Origin of the sequence: Sphingobacterium sp. NGMCC 1.201703 (genome assembly GCF_047784615.1) — a bacterium.
Classification (GTDB): domain Bacteria; phylum Bacteroidota; class Bacteroidia; order Sphingobacteriales; family Sphingobacteriaceae; genus Sphingobacterium.
This window is the reverse complement of the sequence record NZ_JBLOHD010000011.1, coordinates 302,282-323,086: the sequence shown is the minus strand read 5'-3', so window position 1 is coordinate 323,086 and position 20,805 is coordinate 302,282. Positions and strand designations below refer to the sequence as shown.

19 protein-coding genes are annotated in these 20,805 nt (G+C 41.1%); 8 read left to right on the top strand and 11 right to left on the bottom strand.

Going from position 1 to position 20,805, the window contains the following annotated elements; all coding sequences use genetic code 11:
• Positions 1–2 precede the first annotated feature (2 nt).
• From ACK8HY_RS21595 to ACK8HY_RS21580, 4 genes are all read right to left on the bottom strand, one after another.
• Entirely contained in the window at positions 3–623 is a 621-nt protein-coding gene (locus ACK8HY_RS21595) for a TlpA family protein disulfide reductase (protein WP_416134773.1), read from the bottom strand.
• 229 nt (positions 624–852) lie between these two features.
• Positions 853–1,947, bottom strand: a complete 1,095-nt coding sequence (locus tag ACK8HY_RS21590; protein ID WP_416134772.1) for an AI-2E family transporter — start codon at positions 1,945–1,947, stop codon at positions 853–855.
• A 500-nt stretch (positions 1,948–2,447) separates the two neighbouring features.
• On the bottom strand, positions 2,448–5,486 hold the full coding sequence (locus tag ACK8HY_RS21585; RefSeq protein ID WP_416134771.1) for an AAA family ATPase: 3,039 nt from the start codon (positions 5,484–5,486) through the stop codon (positions 2,448–2,450).
• Positions 5,487–5,490: 4 nt separating this feature from the next.
• The gene (locus ACK8HY_RS21580) at positions 5,491–6,696 is read right to left on the bottom strand and encodes a metallophosphoesterase family protein (protein WP_077434276.1); all 1,206 of its coding nucleotides are present in this window, start codon (positions 6,694–6,696) and stop codon (positions 5,491–5,493) included.
• 221 nt (positions 6,697–6,917) lie between these two features.
• On the opposite strand from ACK8HY_RS21580, the gene ACK8HY_RS21575 reads away from it, so the two are divergent.
• Positions 6,918–7,616, top strand: coding sequence for a prolyl oligopeptidase family serine peptidase (locus ACK8HY_RS21575; protein ID WP_077434274.1), 699 nt, complete (start codon positions 6,918–6,920; stop codon positions 7,614–7,616).
• 88 nt (positions 7,617–7,704) lie between these two features.
• On the opposite strand, the gene ACK8HY_RS21570 is transcribed toward ACK8HY_RS21575, so the two are convergent.
• Complete coding sequence (locus tag ACK8HY_RS21570) at positions 7,705–8,466, bottom strand: murein L,D-transpeptidase catalytic domain family protein (RefSeq protein ID WP_254846188.1); 762 nt, start codon at positions 8,464–8,466, stop codon at positions 7,705–7,707.
• Positions 8,467–8,548: 82 nt separating this feature from the next.
• Complete coding sequence (locus ACK8HY_RS21565) at positions 8,549–9,568, bottom strand: L,D-transpeptidase (RefSeq protein ID WP_077434272.1); 1,020 nt, start codon at positions 9,566–9,568, stop codon at positions 8,549–8,551.
• A 102-nt stretch (positions 9,569–9,670) separates the two neighbouring features.
• Here ACK8HY_RS21565 and ACK8HY_RS21560 point away from each other — a divergent pair, with 102 nt between their 5' ends.
• Positions 9,671–10,078 carry an NUDIX hydrolase gene (locus ACK8HY_RS21560; protein ID WP_077434270.1) on the top strand — a complete coding sequence of 136 codons (408 nt, stop codon included), beginning with the start codon at positions 9,671–9,673 and terminating at the stop codon, positions 10,076–10,078.
• A gap of 77 nt (positions 10,079–10,155) precedes the next feature.
• The gene (locus tag ACK8HY_RS21555; RefSeq protein ID WP_077434268.1) at positions 10,156–11,532 is read left to right on the top strand and encodes an OmpA family protein; all 1,377 of its coding nucleotides are present in this window, start codon (positions 10,156–10,158) and stop codon (positions 11,530–11,532) included.
• A gap of 205 nt (positions 11,533–11,737) precedes the next feature.
• Here ACK8HY_RS21555 and ACK8HY_RS21550 read toward each other — a convergent pair whose 3' ends face one another.
• Complete coding sequence (locus ACK8HY_RS21550) at positions 11,738–12,790, bottom strand: outer membrane beta-barrel protein (RefSeq protein ID WP_077434266.1); 1,053 nt, start codon at positions 12,788–12,790, stop codon at positions 11,738–11,740.
• A gap of 249 nt (positions 12,791–13,039) precedes the next feature.
• Between ACK8HY_RS21550 and ACK8HY_RS21545 the strand changes: the two genes are divergently transcribed.
• On the top strand, positions 13,040–14,344 hold the full coding sequence (locus tag ACK8HY_RS21545; RefSeq protein ID WP_416134770.1) for an ammonium transporter: 1,305 nt from the start codon (positions 13,040–13,042) through the stop codon (positions 14,342–14,344).
• 114 nt (positions 14,345–14,458) lie between these two features.
• Positions 14,459–14,764 (top strand): hypothetical protein, encoded by a 306-nt coding sequence (locus tag ACK8HY_RS21540; RefSeq protein WP_077434262.1) that lies wholly within the window; start codon positions 14,459–14,461, stop codon positions 14,762–14,764.
• Here ACK8HY_RS21540 and ACK8HY_RS21535 read toward each other — a convergent pair.
• A complete protein-coding gene (locus ACK8HY_RS21535) occupies positions 14,761–15,297 on the bottom strand; it encodes a lipocalin family protein (RefSeq protein ID WP_175991976.1) in 537 nt (178 codons plus the stop codon). The genes ACK8HY_RS21540 and ACK8HY_RS21535 overlap by 4 nt on opposite strands.
• 100 nt (positions 15,298–15,397) lie before the next feature.
• Here ACK8HY_RS21535 and ACK8HY_RS21530 point away from each other — a divergent pair, with 100 nt between their 5' ends.
• A complete protein-coding gene (locus tag ACK8HY_RS21530) occupies positions 15,398–15,859 on the top strand; it encodes a DUF4268 domain-containing protein (RefSeq protein ID WP_077434260.1) in 462 nt (153 codons plus the stop codon).
• 22 nt (positions 15,860–15,881) lie between these two features.
• Positions 15,882–16,676, top strand: coding sequence for a S1/P1 nuclease (locus ACK8HY_RS21525; protein ID WP_175991975.1), 795 nt, complete (start codon positions 15,882–15,884; stop codon positions 16,674–16,676).
• A 174-nt stretch (positions 16,677–16,850) separates the two neighbouring features.
• Here ACK8HY_RS21525 and ACK8HY_RS21520 read toward each other — a convergent pair whose 3' ends face one another.
• Positions 16,851–17,789 carry a multidrug resistance efflux transporter family protein gene (locus tag ACK8HY_RS21520; protein WP_077434258.1) on the bottom strand — a complete coding sequence of 313 codons (939 nt, stop codon included), beginning with the start codon at positions 17,787–17,789 and terminating at the stop codon, positions 16,851–16,853.
• 161 nt (positions 17,790–17,950) lie between these two features.
• Here ACK8HY_RS21520 and fabV point away from each other — a divergent pair, with 161 nt between their 5' ends.
• The gene (gene fabV, locus ACK8HY_RS21515) at positions 17,951–19,153 is read left to right on the top strand and encodes an enoyl-ACP reductase FabV (RefSeq protein WP_077434256.1); all 1,203 of its coding nucleotides are present in this window, start codon (positions 17,951–17,953) and stop codon (positions 19,151–19,153) included.
• Positions 19,154–19,283: 130 nt separating this feature from the next.
• Here fabV and ACK8HY_RS21510 read toward each other — a convergent pair whose 3' ends face one another.
• Complete coding sequence (locus ACK8HY_RS21510) at positions 19,284–20,468, bottom strand: MFS transporter (protein ID WP_077434254.1); 1,185 nt, start codon at positions 20,466–20,468, stop codon at positions 19,284–19,286.
• Positions 20,469–20,521: 53 nt separating this feature from the next.
• Entirely contained in the window at positions 20,522–20,770 is a 249-nt protein-coding gene (locus ACK8HY_RS21505; RefSeq protein WP_077434252.1) for a hypothetical protein, read from the bottom strand.
• Between the last annotated feature and the right edge of the window lie 35 nt (positions 20,771–20,805).

The following is a 20,805-nucleotide window of genomic DNA, read 5'->3' as shown; positions in this document are numbered from 1 at the left end:
GCTTATTTATGAAATTGGGTAATGGCCTCATTGATGTTTTTCTCACCTTCCCAATGCGCTTTGAGTTTTCCGTCAGCACCATAGACATAATTTGCCGGGAACTGTGCTGGAACATGTATGTTTTGGATAAAGTTTTGATCCTTATCAATTAAGACTTCCACATTGGAAGATTTGGATAATTTTGGTGCAAAGCTATCAAAGAATCCTAATACCAGAGCCGGATCATTCATGGAAATATAGAAGATATTGACATCTTTTAGGCGATCAATATTTTTCTCAAGTTCGGTTGCTTCATGCTGACAATGGCTACATCCTGGATCAAATAAAATAAAAACGGTATTCCTATCTTTCGCAAGATTTTCATTGCTTACACGTATGCCTGATCGAAGCTGATAAAAAGTGAAATTAGGAAGAATTGCAGCAGGCCCAGAAGCTGGTGCAGGAGTAGTTTGTGCGTGATCATGGCCCGCGTGGTCGTGCCCGGCATGGTCATGATTTTCGGCCGTATTTTCCGTTGCGGTATTTTCTGTTTCAGCTGTCTTTTGATTGCCTTTGTTATTACATGAATAAAGCATGCCCGCTGTTAGCATTGCAGTTACTCCTAAAATTATTTTTTTGTTCATAGACTACCTTTGATTTTTAAACCAGTTTTAGTGATTTCTTATATTTTGGCCTATTTGCAGAATGGATTATAGCCTCTAACTTTAGCTGGACATATTCATTCTGCGGATTTGCCATTGAAGAACCAAAACTATAAAAAAAATGGAATTAAGCAGTGCCCAAACTCAAGTTATGACAGTTTGCTGGTTATCTTTTTGCCATTTATCCGCTTTTATTATTCCGGATTTTATACTATTCCGTTGTATCTGTGGTATTGCTTGGACTATTTGGTTCTATCAATGAGGTAGATTGTATAATTTCCGGCGTACTGCGACCAAACTCATTGCTATATACTTTGAGCAGGACTCCCACGCAGGATAGAATAAGCGGACCAAATATTAGTCCTAACATACCAAATAGATTTAAACCCAGCAAGACTCCAAAAACAGTGATTAAGGGGTGGACATCTCCGAGTTTTTTCAAAATTGTAAACCGAAGAATATTATCGATACTTCCGATGATAATGATGCCGTAGAGCGCTAGCCCGATCGCATTTCCGGACTGCCCATTCGCAAGTAGGAACACCGCGGCAGGGAGATAAACCACCATGGTACCTAAAATGGGTATTATGGTGGCCACAGCAGTCAGGATACCTAAAAAAATAGGGCTTTCCAGACCGAAAAACCAATAACCCAGCCCTGCAACAACACCTTGGCACATCGCAAGGATCGGAATGCCAATGGCATTGGATTTAACCATCATGTCGAATTCTTGCCATAACTCAGCCTTACTCGTTTTTGAGAACGGAATGGCATTATATAATGTTTTTTCTAATTCTTTGCTGCTGACCAGCATAAAGTAAAGTACAAATAACGCAACCAGTACATTGACACCAACCTCAGCCACAGAATTCAGAATATTGGGAATAAACTTGGCCGCTCGCTGGAGAGCACCCATCAATGCGCTATCCGATAGATCGATGTTGCTAAGATAGGGGCTGTCTTTGAAATAGGTTTTAATGGAATCGAATTTTTCCATAATCTCCTCTTTGTTATTAATCGCCTCAGTCACTTGTGGTACCATATAATTGATCAGTAAATAGAGGGGACCGACTAAAAACACAATCGTAACAAGGATCAATAAAAGACTGGCAATAGATTTCTTCCATCCTCTTTCTTCTGTCAGTTTAAAATTGATCTTGCGAAACAGGACGTAGAGCGTGATAGCCCCCAAAAAGCCGGGGAGATAATAGAATAAGTTTGTAAAGATCAAAATGCATATCAACAAAATAATGATGATAAGCATAATCTGGTTAATCGAATTGTTGTTTATTTGTTTGTATTTCATGTGTCTGGATTAAAACCTTTTTTTACATCTACGTATCGTATGACAATATTTTACCACAAATGTTTTACCTTGTTAAAATAAACTTCCTTTTTTAGAATTTCAATGTTTTTTTCAATTACTTTCCGCAGATGGCTATGCCACGGAGATAGGTTCCGGAATAGCAGTGATAGCGGGAGGGTAAGTTGACGGAAGCGGGGAGGTGAACTAATATCAAAAGTTAATTTTGATTCTGTGGCATTAAAATATCTTTGAGGATGGACATGATATCATATTGCTTGACAAATAGCATCGATTGTGTTGTTTGATTTGCTTTGGAGTGACTGTTATTTGTAGCCGCTAAATGTACGGTTGATTTAGCTGATTTATGAAAAAAAGGATGAGACCCTTTCCCTTTTTTGTTGTTTGAAAATAAGCCCATAATCTTTCGTTTTTGGTTATAGTACCAGTCTTTTGGATACCGGTACTATATCTAATCTACAAAATAACTTTGAAAACTGCAATTAATTGATGAAAATTTGGCTTCCATGTTCTTCATCCTTTTCTATAGAAAGTGATATCGGAATTCGCTCCTTTAACTCTTCCACGTGGGAGATTACACCGACTATACGATTTTCCTTTTGGAGGTCCAGTAATGTTTCGAATACAATATTAACGGAAGCAATATCTTGGGTACCAAAACCTTCATCAATAAAAAAGAAGTTTTTTGCAGCCTTGGTATTGGACTGTACGCTTTCGGCCAAGGCCAGCGCCAGACTTAATGATACCTGAAACGCCTGCCCCCCAGACAGCGTTTTAACACTTCTGCTTTTACCTTCATTCAGATAGTCTATAATTTCAAATTCGTTATTCTCATTAATCTGTAAGCTCAGCTGGTTGCGTGTCATCCTGTGAAAGCGGATATTGGCATGGTCACAGAGCTGCCGTAAATAGATGGATGAAACGTACTGGACAAATCCCGCGCCCTTAAACAGGTTAAAGAGCTGTTTAAGATCATCGTTACGCAGGTTTAGCTTCGCCTGTTGTTGAAGTAAAACTTCTTTTTTGGCATAGGCAGTCTCCAATTGGTTTAACTCCTGTTCATATTTAGCGACGTTCTCAGTCAGAGTTTTTAACTGATGGGAACTTTCCGCTAAAGCTGCTTCCTGTAGTAGAAAAGCTGCTTCATCGTAGACTTTATCTGCTAACTTTTTGTCGAGTTGTGTGATTTGTGCTTTCAACGTCTCAAACTGGATCTGAAATTGTTCCAGTTCCGCCCGGATTTTCTGAACGGGCAAATTCTCCGCCAAGGTATCCCTTACCTCATCTATTGTTTCAAAGGGGGAACTATGGAGCAGTTGTGCGATCGTTGTTTCAGTTTGTAGGATTTCAGCCTGTATGCTATTGATGCGGTTGTGGATAGATCGAACTAGACTTTCCTGGGCTGCAAACTGGCTGTTTAATCCATGGAGCTGTTCTGTCAACGTTGTATAGTTTTGTTCTATCCGTAGGTTCTCAGCTTTTAATGTCTTATACTCGATTTCAATAGCTGCCTGGTCCGAAGATTGATAATCTGCCCACTTCAAATGTTTTAAATGACCTATGTTCTGATTGATTTGCGTTTGTTTGCGTGCTTCCTCGAGCTCAAGTTCATTTAGCCTTCTGTTTGCTTTATCCAGCTTTTTCTCAATCTCAATCAATAGCAGCTGTTCATTGCTTAAAAGTTGTTCCAACGCTGTGATCTGGCCTTCGATACTGGAAAGGGCTAGTTTCTTCTGTGTATAGATTGATTCGTCGGTGCTGCTGTAATTAGCCCATGTAAATTGACTCAGGTGACTGGATTTGTGCGATTGGTTAAGCTGTATTTTCGCTGTCAGATCCTTTTTCTGCGTGTTCAGGGTCTGTAGTTGGAGCAAGAGTTTCTCGATCTCAAATTTTTGATCGGTCCTGAATTTAATACGTGAATGAATTGCCGCAATCGATTCTTGGTTGTCTGCGAGTTCCTGGCTAATATCCGTTCCTTCGGCAATAGCCGGATGTTCCAGTGATCCGCATAGGGGGCAGGGAGACCCCTCGTCCAAATTTGCGGCAAACTGCGTGAGCTTTTGCTGTAACAACAGATGTGCTTTCTCGTCATTTAATTTAGCAAGTTTGGTTTCAAGCTCCAGCAATTCGCTGGCATAATCGGCGTCAAATTCAGCCGCATCAAAGTTGTACTGTTTTAGATCAAGTTGTAAGGCGCTTATTGCGGAGTTTAATGCCAAAAGCTGTTGTTGGAGCTCATTCTCTTGTTGTTGTATAACTTGCTGTCTCGTGTACCATTGCCCTAGTTCCATCAGTTCATTTGCGGATGGTTTTGATTGCTTAAGCTGCTGCAGCGAGGCTTCTGTTTTTTGGATTCTGATTTTACCCTGTGCCTGTTGTTCCTTCGTTTCCTCCACAAAAAGCCGTCCTTTTTGTGCACTTTCATTAACACGCTTTATCTCTATCGTAAACGTGATCAGCTGCAAAATTAGCTCCAGATCCAATTCACTTGTTCGTCTTTCGGTTAAACGTTCGTATTGCGGTTTAATCTGCTGCAGCTGTAAGGACAACTGTTGTGTCATCTGCTGTATTTCGGTGGATTTTGCTTCTTCCCGTTGTAATCGTTCTTGTTCCTGCGAATTTTCCTGTTTCGACTTTTCCTGTGCCTGGAGGATATGATAGAAGTTTGCATACGCTTCTTCAAAGCGGATCAAACGTTGGCGTATATGCTCTTTCTCCTGCTGCTGTTTCGACAGATCCTGAAAAAGGGACTTCATTTTGTGCAATTCCAGAAAATCTTCTTTCAGATTTTTCAGTGCCTGAAATTTCTCCTGGAGCAGTTTGTTGGCATCCTGGGCCTTAAAGAAAAATTCACGTTCCGCCATCAGCTTTTCCCGTACTGTTTGAATACGCTCGCTGCTAATCTCTTCAAACCCCATTAATTGGCCATTGAGCTGATCCAGCTCGGACTGATTTTTTTTATAAAGCGCGGCAACCTTATCCTGTAGATCGAAACGATGGAGCTGAAAAATTTCCTTCATCATATCCGTACGCTCTTTCGCTCCCAGTTCAATGAACTCTTTAAATTGCCCCTGTGGGATAATAATTGTTCTTTTAAAGTTTTCGTAGCTTAAACCTATGATAGGCTGTGTGTTACTGCTTTCCTGTGGAAGCCATTGTTCATCGATTTTTTCATATAAGACAACCGTTGGTGATTTGACGTCCTCAAAATTTTTGGAGTTTCGTTTAAATTCCCGGGTGACCCTAAACGTTCGGTTTTCAAAATTGATGAAATCCAGTTCGATATACGAGCGGTTTGATTTCAGATTCATCATATTATAGGCACGTCTGTCCCGCGCATTTAACCGTTCGGTTTCCCCGTACAAGACATAGGTGATCGCTTCGAGGATAGATGATTTACCCGATCCTACTGTGCCAAAAATGCCAAAAAGTCCAGCATCTGTCAGTGCTGTAAAATCTATTGTCTGCCGTTCCTGATAGGAATATATGCCTTCTACAGTTAACTTTAAAGGGATCATGGATTTAAGAATTTAGTATTTCGCGAAAAAGGTTGAGGATATCATCATTGGGCGCCTGATTGGCATTTTTGGATTTAAAATAATCACTGAAAAGTGTAGAAATATCTTGGGTCAGATTAATTTCTTTTGTATCCATGATATCTTCATTTTCCTGCTGAACGACAGGGATTAAATAAACGATGCCAGAGTGAGTCTGATAAATCAATTTACGGTCTTCGGCTTTCAGGAATGTGTCGGACTTAAGGGTTAATTCCACCAACGTGTCGGGATTTTCAGTAAGCCAGGCAATACAGGGGTCAATAGCTGCAAAAGATTTTCGGACCAATGGCTTTCCCTGACGCAGTGGGACGCGTTCGAATGTGACATGTGCATCCGGTAGGGCATTGACAATATTGACATATTTGGTTTGACCGGCTTCAGCAAAACTATAGCAAAGGGGAGAGGAGGCATAGACCACAGGTTTTTCTGGGGAGCCAATGTTTTTGAAACCATGGATATGCCCCAAAGCGGTATATTGAATCTGAGCTGGGATGGATTCCGAATAGATGAGGTCAGCATTGCCGATTTTAATCGGCTTTTCACCATCCGGTTCCTTAATTAACGCTGAGCCAATCTTATTCATATACAGGTGTGCGGTCAAGATGTTGACACCTTTACTGTCGCAATAGGTCTCAGCTAATCTTCGCCAATTTTCTGCGAGCGCCTTGTTGAGTTGGACTTCTTTGTCCTCGCCGAGGTACTGCTTGAGCCGGATTTCATTGGCATAGGCTGTGTGGAGTATCCGGATCGGATAATCGTACCCTTGAAGGCTCAACTCAATAAACCCATTGTCGGAGCGCAGGACGGAGAAACCCTCGGTTGAAAATGGGGTAACAAGTGCATTGGGATGACCGATGAGAATTATGCCAGAAGCGCGGGCCAAAGGGTCCGGAGCATCGATTAAATTGGGTGAATCGTGGTTTCCAGCTATAGCGATAACTGGGCGCATGCCATTTTTTGCCAGTCGTTTGATGGTTTTGTAAAATAGTTCAATGGCCTCAACACCCGGATTGAATGAGTCAAAAAGATCACCAGCGATCAGCACCAGGTCAACCTCCTGTTGGTCGGCGACCTGAATAATCTCCTCCATGACCAATTGCTGTTCATCCATTCGGGAAAAGCTGTCCAATCGTTTCCCTAAATGCCAGTCAGCAGTATGCAGTATTTTCATGATGAGCCCTTCGTTTTTTGCTAATAGTACAAACTAAGACAAATTTGGTCTGATATGCAATTATAATTACATATCGGACCAAATTTGAGCTGTGGAAGTTTAGATAGCAGCTAAGCGTCCGTCTAAATGTTAAAAGTTGTTAAATGCGACATACGAAAATCATATAGTTGTATTTTTAGTCCTCCAAAATTAAGCTAAGTATATCGATATAATTTAAATTTATGCGTAAAGTATATCTCTGTCTGTGTGCTATCTTTCTGTTTTTGATGAAGATAAATGCACAGGAAATAAAAGCAATCAAAGGGGAAACGGCTTATCCTTTTTTATTGAAAGATGTTGATCATGAAACCACGGAATCTGAAAAGCAACCTGTTTTCGTGTTTTTGCATGGCCGCAGTTTATCGGGGACGAATCTGGACAGAGTAAAACGTTATGGTGTGTTGTATGCCATTAATAAAGGGCAGGAGGTACCCGGAATTATTGTTGCTCCTCAATCCCGTGGGGGCTGGGATCCCGACAAAGTGATCGAGATCGTGGACTATGTTATCGCGCATTATGATGCTGATCCTGACCGTGTATACGTATGTGGGATGAGTATGGGCGGTTACGGTACCATGGATGTTGCCGGCAAATATCCGGAACGGATTGCGGCAGCAGTAGCGATTTGTGGCGGTGGATCAAGTCAATATGCCTCCAACCTCACGCAGGTTCCAATTTGGCTGCATCATGGGACAAGAGATCGTGCAGTGCCCATTTCAGAGTCGAGAAAAATTATGAATGCCATAAAGAAGGCAGACCCTGATGCTGAGGTGCGTTTAAATGTCATAAAAGGTGGGACGCATGGTAGTGTAGAACGCCTATTTCATGACGATGCAATCTATGACTGGATGCTAAAATTTAAGAAGAAACAAAAATCATAAGGTTTAATAAAAGGTGTCGATAGATAGTCCGGTTTGGAATACCGAACATTATAAAAAATAAAAAGGCTGATACAATCAGCCTTTTTTGTTAACCTTCATTTGTACTTTCAAGTTGCTGTTTTCGGTTGAATTGTGCCATCAATACACTTGGCTGATGGATCAAATGCGTTTTCGCAAGATAATCCTGATTGTCCGCATAAATAAACAGCAGTGTTCCATCCTTAATGGTGTTGATTATCGGGGCAGCATATTCCCGGGGTACTGCGGGGCAGCCATAGCTTTTGCCGAGTCTTCCCAGGCTCGATATCGTTCCTGTGCTGCAATAATCGGCACCGTGCATGACTACATACCGTGCTTTGGCATTGTCGTTTATCCCTTCTTCAAGGCCATTCAATACCAAAGAGTAACCGTTCTCTCCATTATAGGTATTTTCGGTAACAAAAAATCCCAAAGAGCTCTTTAAAGACTCTTGCTGATTTGAGAAATGTGTTGCGTAGTTTTCACCACTATTTTTACCATGCGACACCAAAGTGTTAAATAGCACCTTTTTGTGTTCGAGGTCTAGCACAACAAGTCGTTTTTCCGTGGAAGCCAAGGAAAAGTCAATGATTGTCATAATGTCTTTGTTGTGCGAGGAAAGCTGTTTTCTGCCTTCCATTGCTTGTCTGAATGCCTCGTATTTCAATACTGGACTTAGATTCATTTCATCATATAAAGAATCAACTTCGGTACGTTGACGTTCTACATTTATATGATGGGTACTGGTTTGTTGATCTAATGTTTTTAAATCCTCTTTTGATGATAATGCCGTGTTGAGTGCCATCAAAAGAAACATAAAAGTATTTCCCATTCTCCTCCCTTTTCTGTGTAGATGTTTACAAAAATAATAATTAAAGTTAATACATATTTGATTTACAGAATGTTAAATATTGTTAATCAATAACGATCACCAATGAGGAGAGGTCTTTTGACCGTTTATAGACAAATTGGGCGTGAGATGACGCATTTCTGACACACATATGTGACTTTGGGGTTGTGCCTAAACTTTCGCTATATTCGATGATTTTGCCGTTTGGATTATTGACCGGTACGCCGTGAATATAGGCGCCGGCGGTAAATCGGGTGGCGTAAGGAGCAAAGCCACCATAGGTTCGTGTTCCGTCCTCAAAATAGAACATCTTTGATTTGTGTTCCTGGACGACAAAGAGACCGGTTGGTGTTTCCTGGGCATGTGGTGGTTTGTGCCGGCCGCTGGTGATGGGGTTCATGCTACGTATAAGCCATTCTTTTCCGACTTTTTCCAGTGTGCAGATGTTTTGGTTTCTGACGTCAACAACGTTAATAATGTTAAATCGCACACTATCGCTTATCAAGCGCAGATAGCGCTTGGGGACGGTATACTCCCCTTCAAATGAAACACCTGCAATAGGTACTCTGGCCAGGGTATCTGGTCCCTTTACACGGACCAGCCAACCATCCCGTCCATAGCGGACAGGCTTGTTTGTTGTGGTATCGTATAAAGGTGCGGCCTGATAGCGCGCAACATTAAAACTATCGGCTACACGTTTGTATGCATCCCGCTTGAAATCTTTAATGGTGGGCGCTTCACCTTTTTCATTTTGATAATTTTGAAGGACGGCGTATGGCGAAGGTGTCTGCTGAAAATTTTCAACATAAGCCAGACGTTCCTTTATTTTGTCCCATTGAAACTCACGGGTGGTATCCTTATAAGGGTAAGAATCTTCCAATGTGTATTTTTTGTAAAGCAGATCTTTTCGGATGATAATGTCATCAGCGGTAAATACTTTTGGTTTTTCTTCCTGTTTTTTAGGAGGAACAGCTTCCTGATGTTTAATTGGCTGTTCCTTTTGTGCTGTACTTTTTTTTCCCTGTTGGCATCCCAACGCCAGAAATAATAGGCTAAATAAGAGGCATGTCAATCTATTATTCATATATGGACTATATAAATTATTGTTTTATTTTCTAAATATAAGAATAAAACACATTTTTTAAATGATGAACAAAAGGTAGTTTTGTAATTTCAAGTAAAAAGTATGCATAAGATTGTAATTTGTTCAGCAGTAATGATCGCTCCTGGGGGAGCTTTATTAGTGGTTCGAAAAAAAGGATCTTCTTATTTTCAATTGCCAGGAGGTAAGATAGCCGCAGGAGAAAGCGATTTGGAAGCTTTGGTCCGGGAGCTGAGGGAAGAACTGCAGTTTGATGCAGATGATAAGTTTTTTGAATTTCTTGGCCGGCATGAGACGCTGGCCGTGAATGAGCCGGATACCATAGTGGAAGGACATATTTATTTGTTAAAACTCGGTGAGGATCGTTGTTTTTCAGCAGAAGCTGAATTGGAGGAAGTGCAGTGGATCACAAGAGATAACTGGCAAAATTATCAACTGGCACATCTTGCCGAAGAGTTTGTTATTCCAAAATGGCTTTCGGGGACGATTTGATCGCAGTGTGCTTGATGTGAACATTTTAAGCCTTTGTTTGTTAATGTTTTATATATAAACAAAAATAAACTAAGGTTATGGAAAATCAGCTTTTAAAATCAGCGAAAGACTTTTTTGATCAAGAATCGCTCACCCGGGTGGGAGAAGCCGTCAACCAGGATAGCGAACAGATAAAGCAGGGCTTAAATGTTGTTGTCCCTGCTATGTTTTTGGGCTTAAGTCAGCAGGCAGATACGAACGGTGGTATTGCTGCTATTTTGGAGCAGGCGAAGCAGCGTTTTTCGAATTTTGATCTTAGCCAATTGCTGGGCGGACAGACAGGGCCTGTGGATTCGGAAGCCCAGCCGGCATCGCCCGAAAGTCCTGGAGAGCGTCATATGCTAAGTTCAATATTTGGCGGTGGGCTGGAAACTGTACTCGGTACCGTTGCAGGTTATCTGGGCTTTAGTGCCGATTCGGTGCGTAAACTGATGGGGCTGTCCTTGCCAGCTATATTTTCCAGCTTAACGGATAAAGGTAAGCATTGGGATTTAAATGCCATCAGCCAAACATTAAAAGACAATAAAACTGCGTTTGCAGCTGCTATCCCTGCCGGTCTTGGTTTGGGAGCTTTTGGTAAGCTATTCGATGGAAGTCATTTTTCTGCGCCGGAGGAAGCTGCATCGCCGTTGGAAGAAGCTGCAGAAACCAAGGAAACGCATCAAAGTATTCCTGTCATTAACCCCGCTACTGAACTTGAGGCGCACAAGGAGCCTTTGGCATTACCCCGGATGGAACAGGCTAAAGCTGCCGTCGTGCCAGCAAATTCCTCGGGTGGTAGCTGGTGGAAGATTTTAATTGCGTTGATTGTTATTGCACTGCTTTGGTTTCTGTTTGGAAAAGGCTGTAGTGGCAGTAAAAATGGTGGCGCCACAGATACCAGTGTCAATCCGGTCGAGATTGATTCAGGAAATACAATGGGGGCTAATGGGACCGGTGCAACAGACCGCGAACGCTTGGATGTGCCACTGCCCAATGGAGGAAAGCTTGCGGCCTTTAAAAGCGGGATAGAAGATCAGTTGGTGCAATTTTTAAAATCTGACTATAAGTCTTTGGGTGAAGATTCGTTGAAAAATACCTGGTTTGATTTTGATAACCTGAATTTTGAAACCGGTACGGCGAAAGTTTTGCCCGAAAGCCAGGTCCAGCTTAGTAATCTAGCGGAAATTTTAAAGGCTTTTCCCGCAGCTAATGTAAAAATTGGCGGCTATACCGATAAAACTGGCAATGAGGATTTCAATAAAAAGCTTTCATTAGATCGGGCAAATGCAGTAAAAGATTATCTGGATAAAGCAGGATTGTCTAAACAGGTTGTAGGGGCAGAGGGCTATGGTTCCCAATTTGCGAAGTATCCGGCCGATGCGCCAGAAGCTGACCGTATTTTAGACCGTCACGTTGCCGTTAGTGTCCGATGATTGTGTTTTGAGAGGAGGGATAGGGATGCGGAAATGATGATTTGAGATTAAAAACTTTTCTCTGAGAAATTAGAAATAATAAAAAATAGAAAAGCGGATCCAAAGAATCCGCTTTTTGTTTAATGTTTATAGTTATTCTAGTGATTTTAGGCTGCTTTGAAATCATTTTGCAGTTTTTGCTGTAGAAACGATGCTGCATAGCGAGTTAGAAACTATATACACAGGCCAATAGGAATTGTCCTGCTGATTTTGTTGGAGAAAGATCATTCTTGATGAACTTTTCAGTATTGCTTTTATCAATCCTTATTTCGGGAATAAACTTGAAGCCGTGGTAATTATATTCGGCGGTTAATGTGGTTGCTAACATATTGGAGCTTGGGATGCCATTGGTTTCTTCCTTGTGGGTTTGGAAAAACTCTTCACGTAATCCTATTCCAAAATGTTCTGAGAGATGAACTCTTGGGTATAACGCTATCCCGGTGTAACCGCCTTCAGCTCTTCGCTTATAATGTGTAGCATTGACGCCGAGGAAAAATTTAGGCGTGAAGTCATAGTTTCCGACAAAGTCTACCAATGTTCCCGAGCTGTAGTTTGATTTGCCGCCAGCGGAAGAGCCTGTCAGAAAGTTGAGGTAAAAGCTGCCTTTTTCGTTAGGCCTGTAAGTCAATTGGGAGCCAACGTGTGAAACACCATTTATATCCTGATATACATTCCAGTCATTAAATATACCGACCATCAGCGCGAATTTATCGGAGAAACTATAGGTTGCTTTCAGCCCGGCATCCTGAAAGGGACCAGCGCCGAATAAATAGGAGGTGGAATAGTGAAAATTATAGGTAGGTGAGATGACTTCAAACCCGACAAATGTGCCCATAAATCCAGCAGTCAGATTCAGTTTGTCGGTCAGGTTGTAGCCTATGTACAAGTTTTGAATATGAAAGCTGTTCTTGTCATCACCAGGTTGGCCGTCTCCGTTTACGATAGATCGATATTGTCCGCGGGGGCCGAAAGATAATTCTCCAACAAAAGATGCTTTTTTAAAATTCTTCTTTAGCGCCAGATCAACCATACCGATGGAGACCGAGTTGTTGTCTTCGGTAAAATAAGTATTAATGTTTGGTTTGTTTTGGAAGTCATATTTCCAGTATGTGTCTACTGATCCTGATATTTCTACTGATTTTTCTTTGTTTTCTTCTTGAGATTTTGATTTATTGATAAAAATTGTTGAAAAAATTAGTATTGCTATGATTTTTTTCATGTTTTTAAGGTTTTAAGTTTGATTTGTTTGAGTTTTCAGTTGATTTTTAAATAGGTTTTTGTGGTTTTGCTTTTGTTTTATGTGAAATTATGTAAAAAAAATTATAAAAAATAATATTTGATAGTATTTTTTTAATAAAAACACTTTATATTTGTCAAAACAATAAGAATAAATAGGGTTTTGTTTTGTTTTTTATATTCTATTTAACAATTTATTGATGTATTAATAAACACTAATCAGTTTAAACAAATGAAAAAAATTATTCCACTCGTTGTTCTGGTACTTTTGGGCGTATTGGGACTAGTATTTCCATCTATAGATTTGTCAGCATTGGACAAAGCAGAATTTGATACAGGAGATACGGCCTGGTTGTTGACTTCTTCAGCGCTAGTGTTGATTATGACGCCCGGCCTGGCATTTTTTTATGGCGGGATGGTCAGTAAAAAGAATGTGATCTCGACGATGATGCAAAGTTTTATCTGTATGTGTTTAATGACAATCCTCTGGGTGATCGTCGGATTTAGCCTGGCCTTTGGTGATGATATCGGTGGGATTATAGGTGATCCCCGTACCTTCTTTATGATGAAAGGAACCTTGGGTAATATTGCCTGGGGAGCATTGCCAACCATTCCGTTGGTGTTATTCGCAATGTTTCAGTTGAAATTTGCGATCATTACACCGGCATTGATTACCGGCGCTTTTGCTGAACGTATCCGATTCAATTCATATATGTTGTTTATTATCCTGTTCGGTATCTTCATCTACATGCCATTGGCGCATGCGACCTGGCATCCGGAAGGGATTCTGGCAAAATTTGGCGTCCTTGATTTTGCTGGTGGTACAGTTGTACATATGTCAGCAGGTTGGGCAGCTTTAGCAGCAGCAATTTATTTGAAAGGCCGCAAGTCTCAGACACATAATCCGGCACGTATAAGTTATGTGATCTTGGGGACAGCTCTATTATGGTTTGGGTGGTTTGGATTTAATGCGGGTTCGGCCGGAGGTGCCAATACGCTGGCAGCGTATGCATTTGCGACGACAACGACCGCTTCGGCCATGGCGGCCATGGCCTGGATTTTTGTCGATATCATCCGTGGCAAAAAGCCATCGGCAATGGGTGCGTGTATCGGCGCGGTAGTGGGATTGGTTGCGATCACACCGGCAGCGGGCTTTGTAAGTATTCCGCACGCCATGATCATTGGTTTGGTTGCGGCACTGATCAGTAATCTTGTTGTGTACCTGAGAAGTAAAACAAGTATCGATGATACCTTGGATGTATTCCCTTGTCACGGTGTCGGCGGTATGGTCGGTATGGTACTGACCGGTGTATTTGCTCATCATAATGTTAATCCGCTAGTTGTTGACAATGGCTTGTTCTTTGGAGAAACTAAGTTATTTTTTGTCCATACGGTTGCCCTGTTTGCGGTATCTTTCTTTGCCTTTGTGGGCTCTTTGATACTGTTAAAAGTGACGGATCTGATTTCTCCATTACGTGTAGAGGAAACAGACGAGGAACTTGGTCTGGATGTTTCTCAACACGCAGAAGCTCTTTAATCCAAAATTACAGTAAATATCATCCCAAACAATGCTTTTCCTTACAGCATTGTTTGGGATTTTTTTTGCACCTTTGCCAAAGGTTAATTAGACTGGAATATTTGGGTTTATGCTATGAAAGATACTACAAAAGATACCTTACGTTCGGATTTTGAGAAAATGATGCGCTATTCCTTACAGAAAAATGGCGATTTTGGTTTTGGTATATTTGGCGATTATGCCACATCTGTCCTCAATTTCTATGTTGGAAGTTCTATCTTAACGCTGGCTGAAAAGCGTGATGCCGCATTATTTCTTGCGAATCTATACAATGCTGGGATCAAAAATGCCATTGATCAACAGGATCTTCAGGAGATTGCTGATGTTTTGGCGCAGGATCCCACCCTCAATTATCAAGTACTGGCACCTATTTTCGACTAATGTTTTGTCCAGACAAGGTTACCTGTTTCATACCCGCATTGCAATGCATAGGTTAAAAACTCATTTTTGATCTTTTCGGGAATAGCTGTATCCCTACCCAAAATCCACATATAATTGAGATTGTCTCCGAATATAAGGGCATATTTATAATCCGGGGTTATTTTCACAATATTATAACCGTTATAGAACGGACCGAAAAAGGAGACTTTCAACGCGCCTTCGTGCGGACCATTGACAAATTTGGCTTTTCCGATAGACTGTTTCCATTGTTCTTTCTCTTCTGAATAGCCTTGGTTATTCACACGGATTGTTCCATTTTTATTTTTACTGTATTCAGCTGAAACCTGACTGAGTCCTCTTTCCCAACGGAAGTCCAGCCGGGCGATTTCAAACCATTTTCCAAGGTATTTATCTAAATCAAAAGGGTCCACTACGTCAGGGCGCGATATCACCGGTTTTAATGCATTGTATGCTACAGTCCCCAAAGCCACAGCGGCCAGCAATAAGAGCGATTTTTTCTTGTCTATATTCATCTTTTGAATTTGTTTGTTGATAAAACAACAATTTTAATACCAATATGGTTTAGGCATACCGAGCTATTTTCTTAATTTTGTTGACTTAAAAATCGTATCTGTGTATTCTAGAGAAGAGGTAAAACAGTTAAAACAGCTATTCTGGACCAAGTTTGGACAATTCATGTCCCTGCATTCATCTGCTGATGGCGACAAGGTAAATTGGGTCAACTATAAAACAGGGATCAAACACCTGTATTTCAAAATGGATGCCGATAAGAAGTCTGCAAAAATTGCGATCATCTGGTCGCATACAGATGCAGGGATCCGTGCACTGATGGCAGAGCAATTTCTGCAGTATAAAGGTCTGCTTCATGATATTTTGGGGGAAGAATGGGAATGGGATATGGATGGGTACGACGAGTATGGCAAGCCGATCTGTCAGATCTACAAGACCCTGGTAGGCCACAGTATTTTTAAGGAAGCGGAGTGGGGGGAGCTAATCGCTTTCTTTAAGCCGCGAATGATTGCCCTCGACGAGTTTTGGTCTTCCGCAAAATATGCATTCGATATTTTTAAATAATTATAATTAAATAGATACAACAATGAAAAAAATGATTAAGGGTTTGCTGGCTGTGGCTTTGTGTTTTCAACTTTCATCAGTATTTGCCTGGGGTACCATTGGGCACCGTGTCGTCGCGGAGATAGCTGAACGTCATTTGAACAAGAAAGCGAAAAAGAATATTGGAAAAATCATTGGAAAGCAAAAGTTGGCATATTGGGCAAACTGGGGAGACTTTATCAAATCGGATCCTAATCCGGAATTTAAGAAGTTAGGTAATTCCCATTTTATAAATTTAAATTCAAATCTCCCTTGGGCTGAATTTCAACAGGGACTTGAAAATTCGGATGATGAAAATTTATACAAAACAGCAATCCGTATCGAGCAGTCTTTTGCAGATAAAAATATTTCACTGGATCAACAGAAACAGAATCTTTATTTCTTGATCCATATCTTGGGGGACGCGCATCAACCTATGCATGTCAGCCGTGCGGAAGATCAGGGTGGTAATAAAATAGAAGTGAGCTGGTTTGGGAAAAAATCGAATATTCACCGCGTATGGGACAGTGACCTGGTGGATAATGAGAAGTATAGTTATACAGAATATGCAACGGTCTTGGACGTTAATGGTAAGAAGGAAAACGAACAATTGGCAGCAGGTGAATTGTCTAACTGGTTGTATGAGTCGAATCAGCTTGCCGAAAAGATTTATGCCGATGTAGCTAATAACGCGAACCTATCTTATTCCTATGTTTATCAAAATAAAGATACTATGGAACAATGTCTGCTAAAAGGTGGTCTGCGTTTGGCAAAGGTGTTGAACCGTATCTTTGGATAAGCTATTTTTAGTATTATATAATAAAGTCGTATCATAACATATGGTACGACTTTTTTGCCTTAGGGTTTCAGTCTTGCTGTATAGGATTCGTATCATTTTTCCTGAATAAGCCTACCGCAAATCTAAGCAAACCTTCACAGGCTAATGAAAATTGATCTCTTATACTTCATGATCTTAATTTGCACGACTATGGAGTATCATACCAATAACGACGAGGGCAATTCCCATACAGGAGTAACTATTTGGAAGAGCAGCTTGTAATAGTATTATTTCACCCAAAAGTGTAAAGATTACCTCCATGGCCTGTGTTGCTTCCACCGCTGCGAGCCCTTTCTGGTCAGTGCGGACGAGATCTGTTGCTGTAAAGAATAGAAGTGTAGCGATTACCCCCGAAAAGATGGCTACCATGAAGGTCTGTAACAACTGGCTCTCCGTCGGAAATCCATTGTCCATATAACCGAAGATGCTGAGCAGAATCCAAAAAGGCATACTGCATAAGGTCATCCCCAAAGTTCGTTGGAAGGCATCCAGCTTATTTCCTGCTATTTGCATCATTTTACGGTTCCCCAAGGGGTAGGCAATTGCTCCGATCAGGACAGGGATGGTTCCCAACAACATGGATGTGAAGGAAGTTGCACGGGCTTCCGAAATCTGCATCAGTACAATTCCCAAAAAAATAATGATCGAGAACAGGAGTGAGGCTTTGGAAATTCCGCTTCGATTCTCTTTCTTTTCCAGCAAGGGCCCGATAAACATACCTGCGATGATGGTAAATTCAAAGGTGCTGGCAACGAGCCAGGAAGGGCCAAAACTAGCACCAAATGTAAGGCTTGCATAGAATATCCCAAAACCGATTGTACTCCATAATACCCATTGGAGTGGATTGGATTTGATGGCTTCAAAGAGTGGGGATAAATTACCTCTAACGCCTACGATAACAAACAGAATAGGAAGCATCCAGAGGAAACGTAGGGACGCTGTCCACTGCCAGCTTCCGCCCGAAACGGCCATAACCCGGTTTAGGACAAAGGTACTTGCGAAAAATAATGCAGCAATTATTCCTAAAAAAAGTGCCGTATTTTTATTGTTTTTTATTGTAAATTGACCTGGCATAAATAAAATAAATGTGCGGTTTATTTAATACGGTGAAAGTAAGCAAATGGCCGTTTAATCGGAAATGAAACAAAAAGTAATTGATTTTTATGGCGATTTTCTCATTTAAAATTCCTTATTTTGCCTAATCAATAAAACAAGTAGTAAGAAAATTCATCAAGATGATTATACAACCAAGAACTAGAGGTTTTATTTGTTTAACCTCGCATCCACAAGGGGCTGCGCAAAACATTAAAAATCAAATTGAATACGTGAAATCAAAAGGTGAGATCGCGAATGGTCCGAAGAAGGTATTGGTGATCGGTGCTTCAACAGGATTTGGTATCGCGTCCCGGATTTCTGCAGCGTTTGGTTCTGGAGCTGCTACAATCGGTGTATTTTTTGAAAAACCTGCGGCAGAGGGTAAACCGGGAACCGCTGGTTGGTACAATTCTGCAGCTTTTGAAAAAGAAGCCCATGAAGCCGGACTATATGCCAAAAGTATCAATGGTGATGCCTTTTCGGATGATATAAAGAAACAGACTATTGACTTGATCAAAAAGGATCTTGGACAGGTAGATTTAGTGGTTTACAGTTTGGCATCTCCACGCCGTACACATCCAAAGACAGGTGTTGCACATGCTTCTGTTTTAAAACCTATACAGGAGCCTTTCACCAATAAAACGGTAGATTTCCATACAGGTGTTGTTTCGGATATTACGATCCAACCTGTAGAAAATAATGAAGATATTGCTAACACGGTTGCTGTAATGGGTGGGGAAGACTGGAAATTTTGGATCGAAGATCTGAAAGCCGCCGGTGTTTTGGCTGATGGCGCGAAGACTGTAGCCTATTCCTATATTGGCCCAGAATTGACTTATCCAATCTACCGCAATGGAACGATTGGCCGTGCGAAAGACGATTTGGAAGGTACCGTACCGGCAATCAATGCGATTTTAAGTGATTTGCATGGTGTAGCTTACGTTTCAGTTAACAAAGCATTAGTAACACAATCCAGTTCAGCAATCCCAGTTGTGCCTTTGTATATTTCCTTATTATACAAGGTCATGAAAGAAAAAGGAATTCATGAAGGTACAATCGAACAGATGCAACGTTTGTTTGCGGAACGTCTCTATACTGCTGATGGCAAAGTATTGCTTGATGATAAGGGCAGAATCCGTGTTGACGACCTTGAGATGCGGGAAGATGTACAGGCAGAGGTCGCCGCATTGTGGGAAAAAGCAAATACAGAGAATTTAGCTGAAATCTCTGATATCGAAGGTTACCGTAATGAGTTTTTCAATTTATTTGGTTTTAACTTTGATGGTATAGATTACAACGCTGACACCAACGAGGTTGTTGCTGTACCGAGCATTGAAGGCTAATATAAGGTAATACACGTGATATAAAAAAGGCTAACTTTTCTAGTTAGCCTTTTTTCGTCTTCTATCATTCTTATTCACCTATCGCTATCTTTTTTGAAAATATAACATGTACAGCTGGGGGAGGCTCGGGTCAGGCAAGCTTCGGTCTCTGGTTATATATTAAATTGCCCACAATTGAGAAACCTATGCACACTATAATGGCACTGAAAGGATAGATACTCGTCATGCCGACATTGTTTGCTACAAAGCCGATAAGGGGACCTGTAATTCCGAGAGAAATATCAATAAACAAACCATACGCAGCTAATGCCGATCCTTGCTGACTTTGGTCGACCTTTTTGATCGCTTCCACACCCAGGGCAGGAAAAACGAGCGAAAATCCGAGACCAGTCAATGCTGCGCCAACAAGTGTCCAAAGGGGATGGAGGGCCATAGCGATAACCAATAAACCTAATGATTCTACAAAAAGACTGACCAGGGCGACTTTCAGACCTCCATATTGATCAATAACCTTATTGAATACAAGTCGTGTTAGGATAAAGAAAATACCAAAAATAGTTAAGCAGGCAGCACCATTCTGCCAGTTAAAATACTCATAATATAGCGTCATAAAAGTAGATATGCTCCCAAAACCAAGACCGCCCAGCGCTAGACAGGTCCCAAATGGAGCGACAGTCAAAAGCACACGCTTGAAACTCACGGCGCTTGTCTTCTTTGCGATGACCCGAAAGGGTGTTTTTGATCTGCTGTAAAGATAGCCCAGTATACCAATCGCACAGGTGAGCAGTCCTAATGATTCATAGTTGATGTGGTGGACCATCAATACCCCCAGTGGCGCTCCGAGGGCAAGTGCACCATAACTCGCAATGCCGTTAAAGGAGATCGCCTTGGCAGCGTGTTCATCGCCGAGTTCCAATAATGCCCAGTTGATCGGGCTGGCACCAACCAGACCCTCAGCAATTCCGGTAAATAATCTGGTGATCAGCAATAAACCCAGACTGATGAAAGGTTGTGATTTGAATAAAAAGACGAATAAGAGTAAGATTCCCGAAAGTGCAAAAAAGAGCATACTGCGCAGGACAGATACCTTGGGGCCTTTGGTATCCACGATTTTTCCGGCATAACCCCGAAGTAAAAAGGTCGCAATATATTGGACGCTGATGACCAATCCGGCGATAATTGTATTGAACCCTAAAATTTGATGAATAAAAATGGGTAAGGTCGCAAGTGATAAGCCTATCGTGAAATAACCAAGGAAAGTTAAAGAAACATAGCCTAAAATCTTTTTATTGACCTCCCGAAGAGAAACTGTCATTTTAAAAAATTTTAGGCAAAAGTAAGTGTTTAGGCTTGTTTTTAGAAATAAAATTAGTAGACGACTGTCTCCTTAATCTCACAATTTTTTTCAAGCCATTCCTGATCGAATTGTTTAGGTGATACTTTTTTGCCCTGATAGATATAGTAGATTTTCTCAGATTCTCCTTTTACGGGTGGTCCGGGGATCTTATTGACAATTTTTTCTTCGGGACAATCTTGAATTAAAGCCTGTTGCGTGTTCTGACGGGTTTTACAGGAAGTGAATGCTACTAAGACGAGGAGATACGCTAATTTATTCATGAGTTTAGTTTTATTGTATTAAATAACGAGACTTT

Coding starts and splice junctions, on each gene's coding strand:
- ACK8HY_RS21570 (WP_254846188.1), bottom strand. CDS start 8,466: ATGGGAAATACTTTTATGTTTCTTTTGATGGCACTCAACACGGCATTA.
- ACK8HY_RS21525 (WP_175991975.1), top strand. CDS start 15,882: ATGAAAAAAATGATTAAGGGTTTGCTGGCTGTGGCTTTGTGTTTTCAA.
- ACK8HY_RS21535 (WP_175991976.1), bottom strand. CDS start 15,297: ATGAATATAGACAAGAAAAAATCGCTCTTATTGCTGGCCGCTGTGGCT.
- ACK8HY_RS21520 (WP_077434258.1), bottom strand. CDS start 17,789: ATGCCAGGTCAATTTACAATAAAAAACAATAAAAATACGGCACTTTTT.
- ACK8HY_RS21595 (WP_416134773.1), bottom strand. CDS start 623: ATGAACAAAAAAATAATTTTAGGAGTAACTGCAATGCTAACAGCGGGC.
- ACK8HY_RS21505 (WP_077434252.1), bottom strand. CDS start 20,770: ATGAATAAATTAGCGTATCTCCTCGTCTTAGTAGCATTCACTTCCTGT.
- ACK8HY_RS21590 (WP_416134772.1), bottom strand. CDS start 1,947: ATGAAATACAAACAAATAAACAACAATTCGATTAACCAGATTATGCTT.
- ACK8HY_RS21555 (WP_077434268.1), top strand. CDS start 10,156: ATGGAAAATCAGCTTTTAAAATCAGCGAAAGACTTTTTTGATCAAGAA.
- ACK8HY_RS21540 (WP_077434262.1), top strand. CDS start 14,459: ATGAAAGATACTACAAAAGATACCTTACGTTCGGATTTTGAGAAAATG.
- ACK8HY_RS21550 (WP_077434266.1), bottom strand. CDS start 12,790: ATGAAAAAAATCATAGCAATACTAATTTTTTCAACAATTTTTATCAAT.
- ACK8HY_RS21560 (WP_077434270.1), top strand. CDS start 9,671: ATGCATAAGATTGTAATTTGTTCAGCAGTAATGATCGCTCCTGGGGGA.
- ACK8HY_RS21585 (WP_416134771.1), bottom strand. CDS start 5,486: ATGATCCCTTTAAAGTTAACTGTAGAAGGCATATATTCCTATCAGGAA.
- ACK8HY_RS21575 (WP_077434274.1), top strand. CDS start 6,918: ATGCGTAAAGTATATCTCTGTCTGTGTGCTATCTTTCTGTTTTTGATG.
- fabV (WP_077434256.1), top strand. CDS start 17,951: ATGATTATACAACCAAGAACTAGAGGTTTTATTTGTTTAACCTCGCAT.
- ACK8HY_RS21545 (WP_416134770.1), top strand. CDS start 13,040: ATGAAAAAAATTATTCCACTCGTTGTTCTGGTACTTTTGGGCGTATTG.
- ACK8HY_RS21510 (WP_077434254.1), bottom strand. CDS start 20,468: ATGACAGTTTCTCTTCGGGAGGTCAATAAAAAGATTTTAGGCTATGTT.
- ACK8HY_RS21580 (WP_077434276.1), bottom strand. CDS start 6,696: ATGAAAATACTGCATACTGCTGACTGGCATTTAGGGAAACGATTGGAC.
- ACK8HY_RS21565 (WP_077434272.1), bottom strand. CDS start 9,568: ATGAATAATAGATTGACATGCCTCTTATTTAGCCTATTATTTCTGGCG.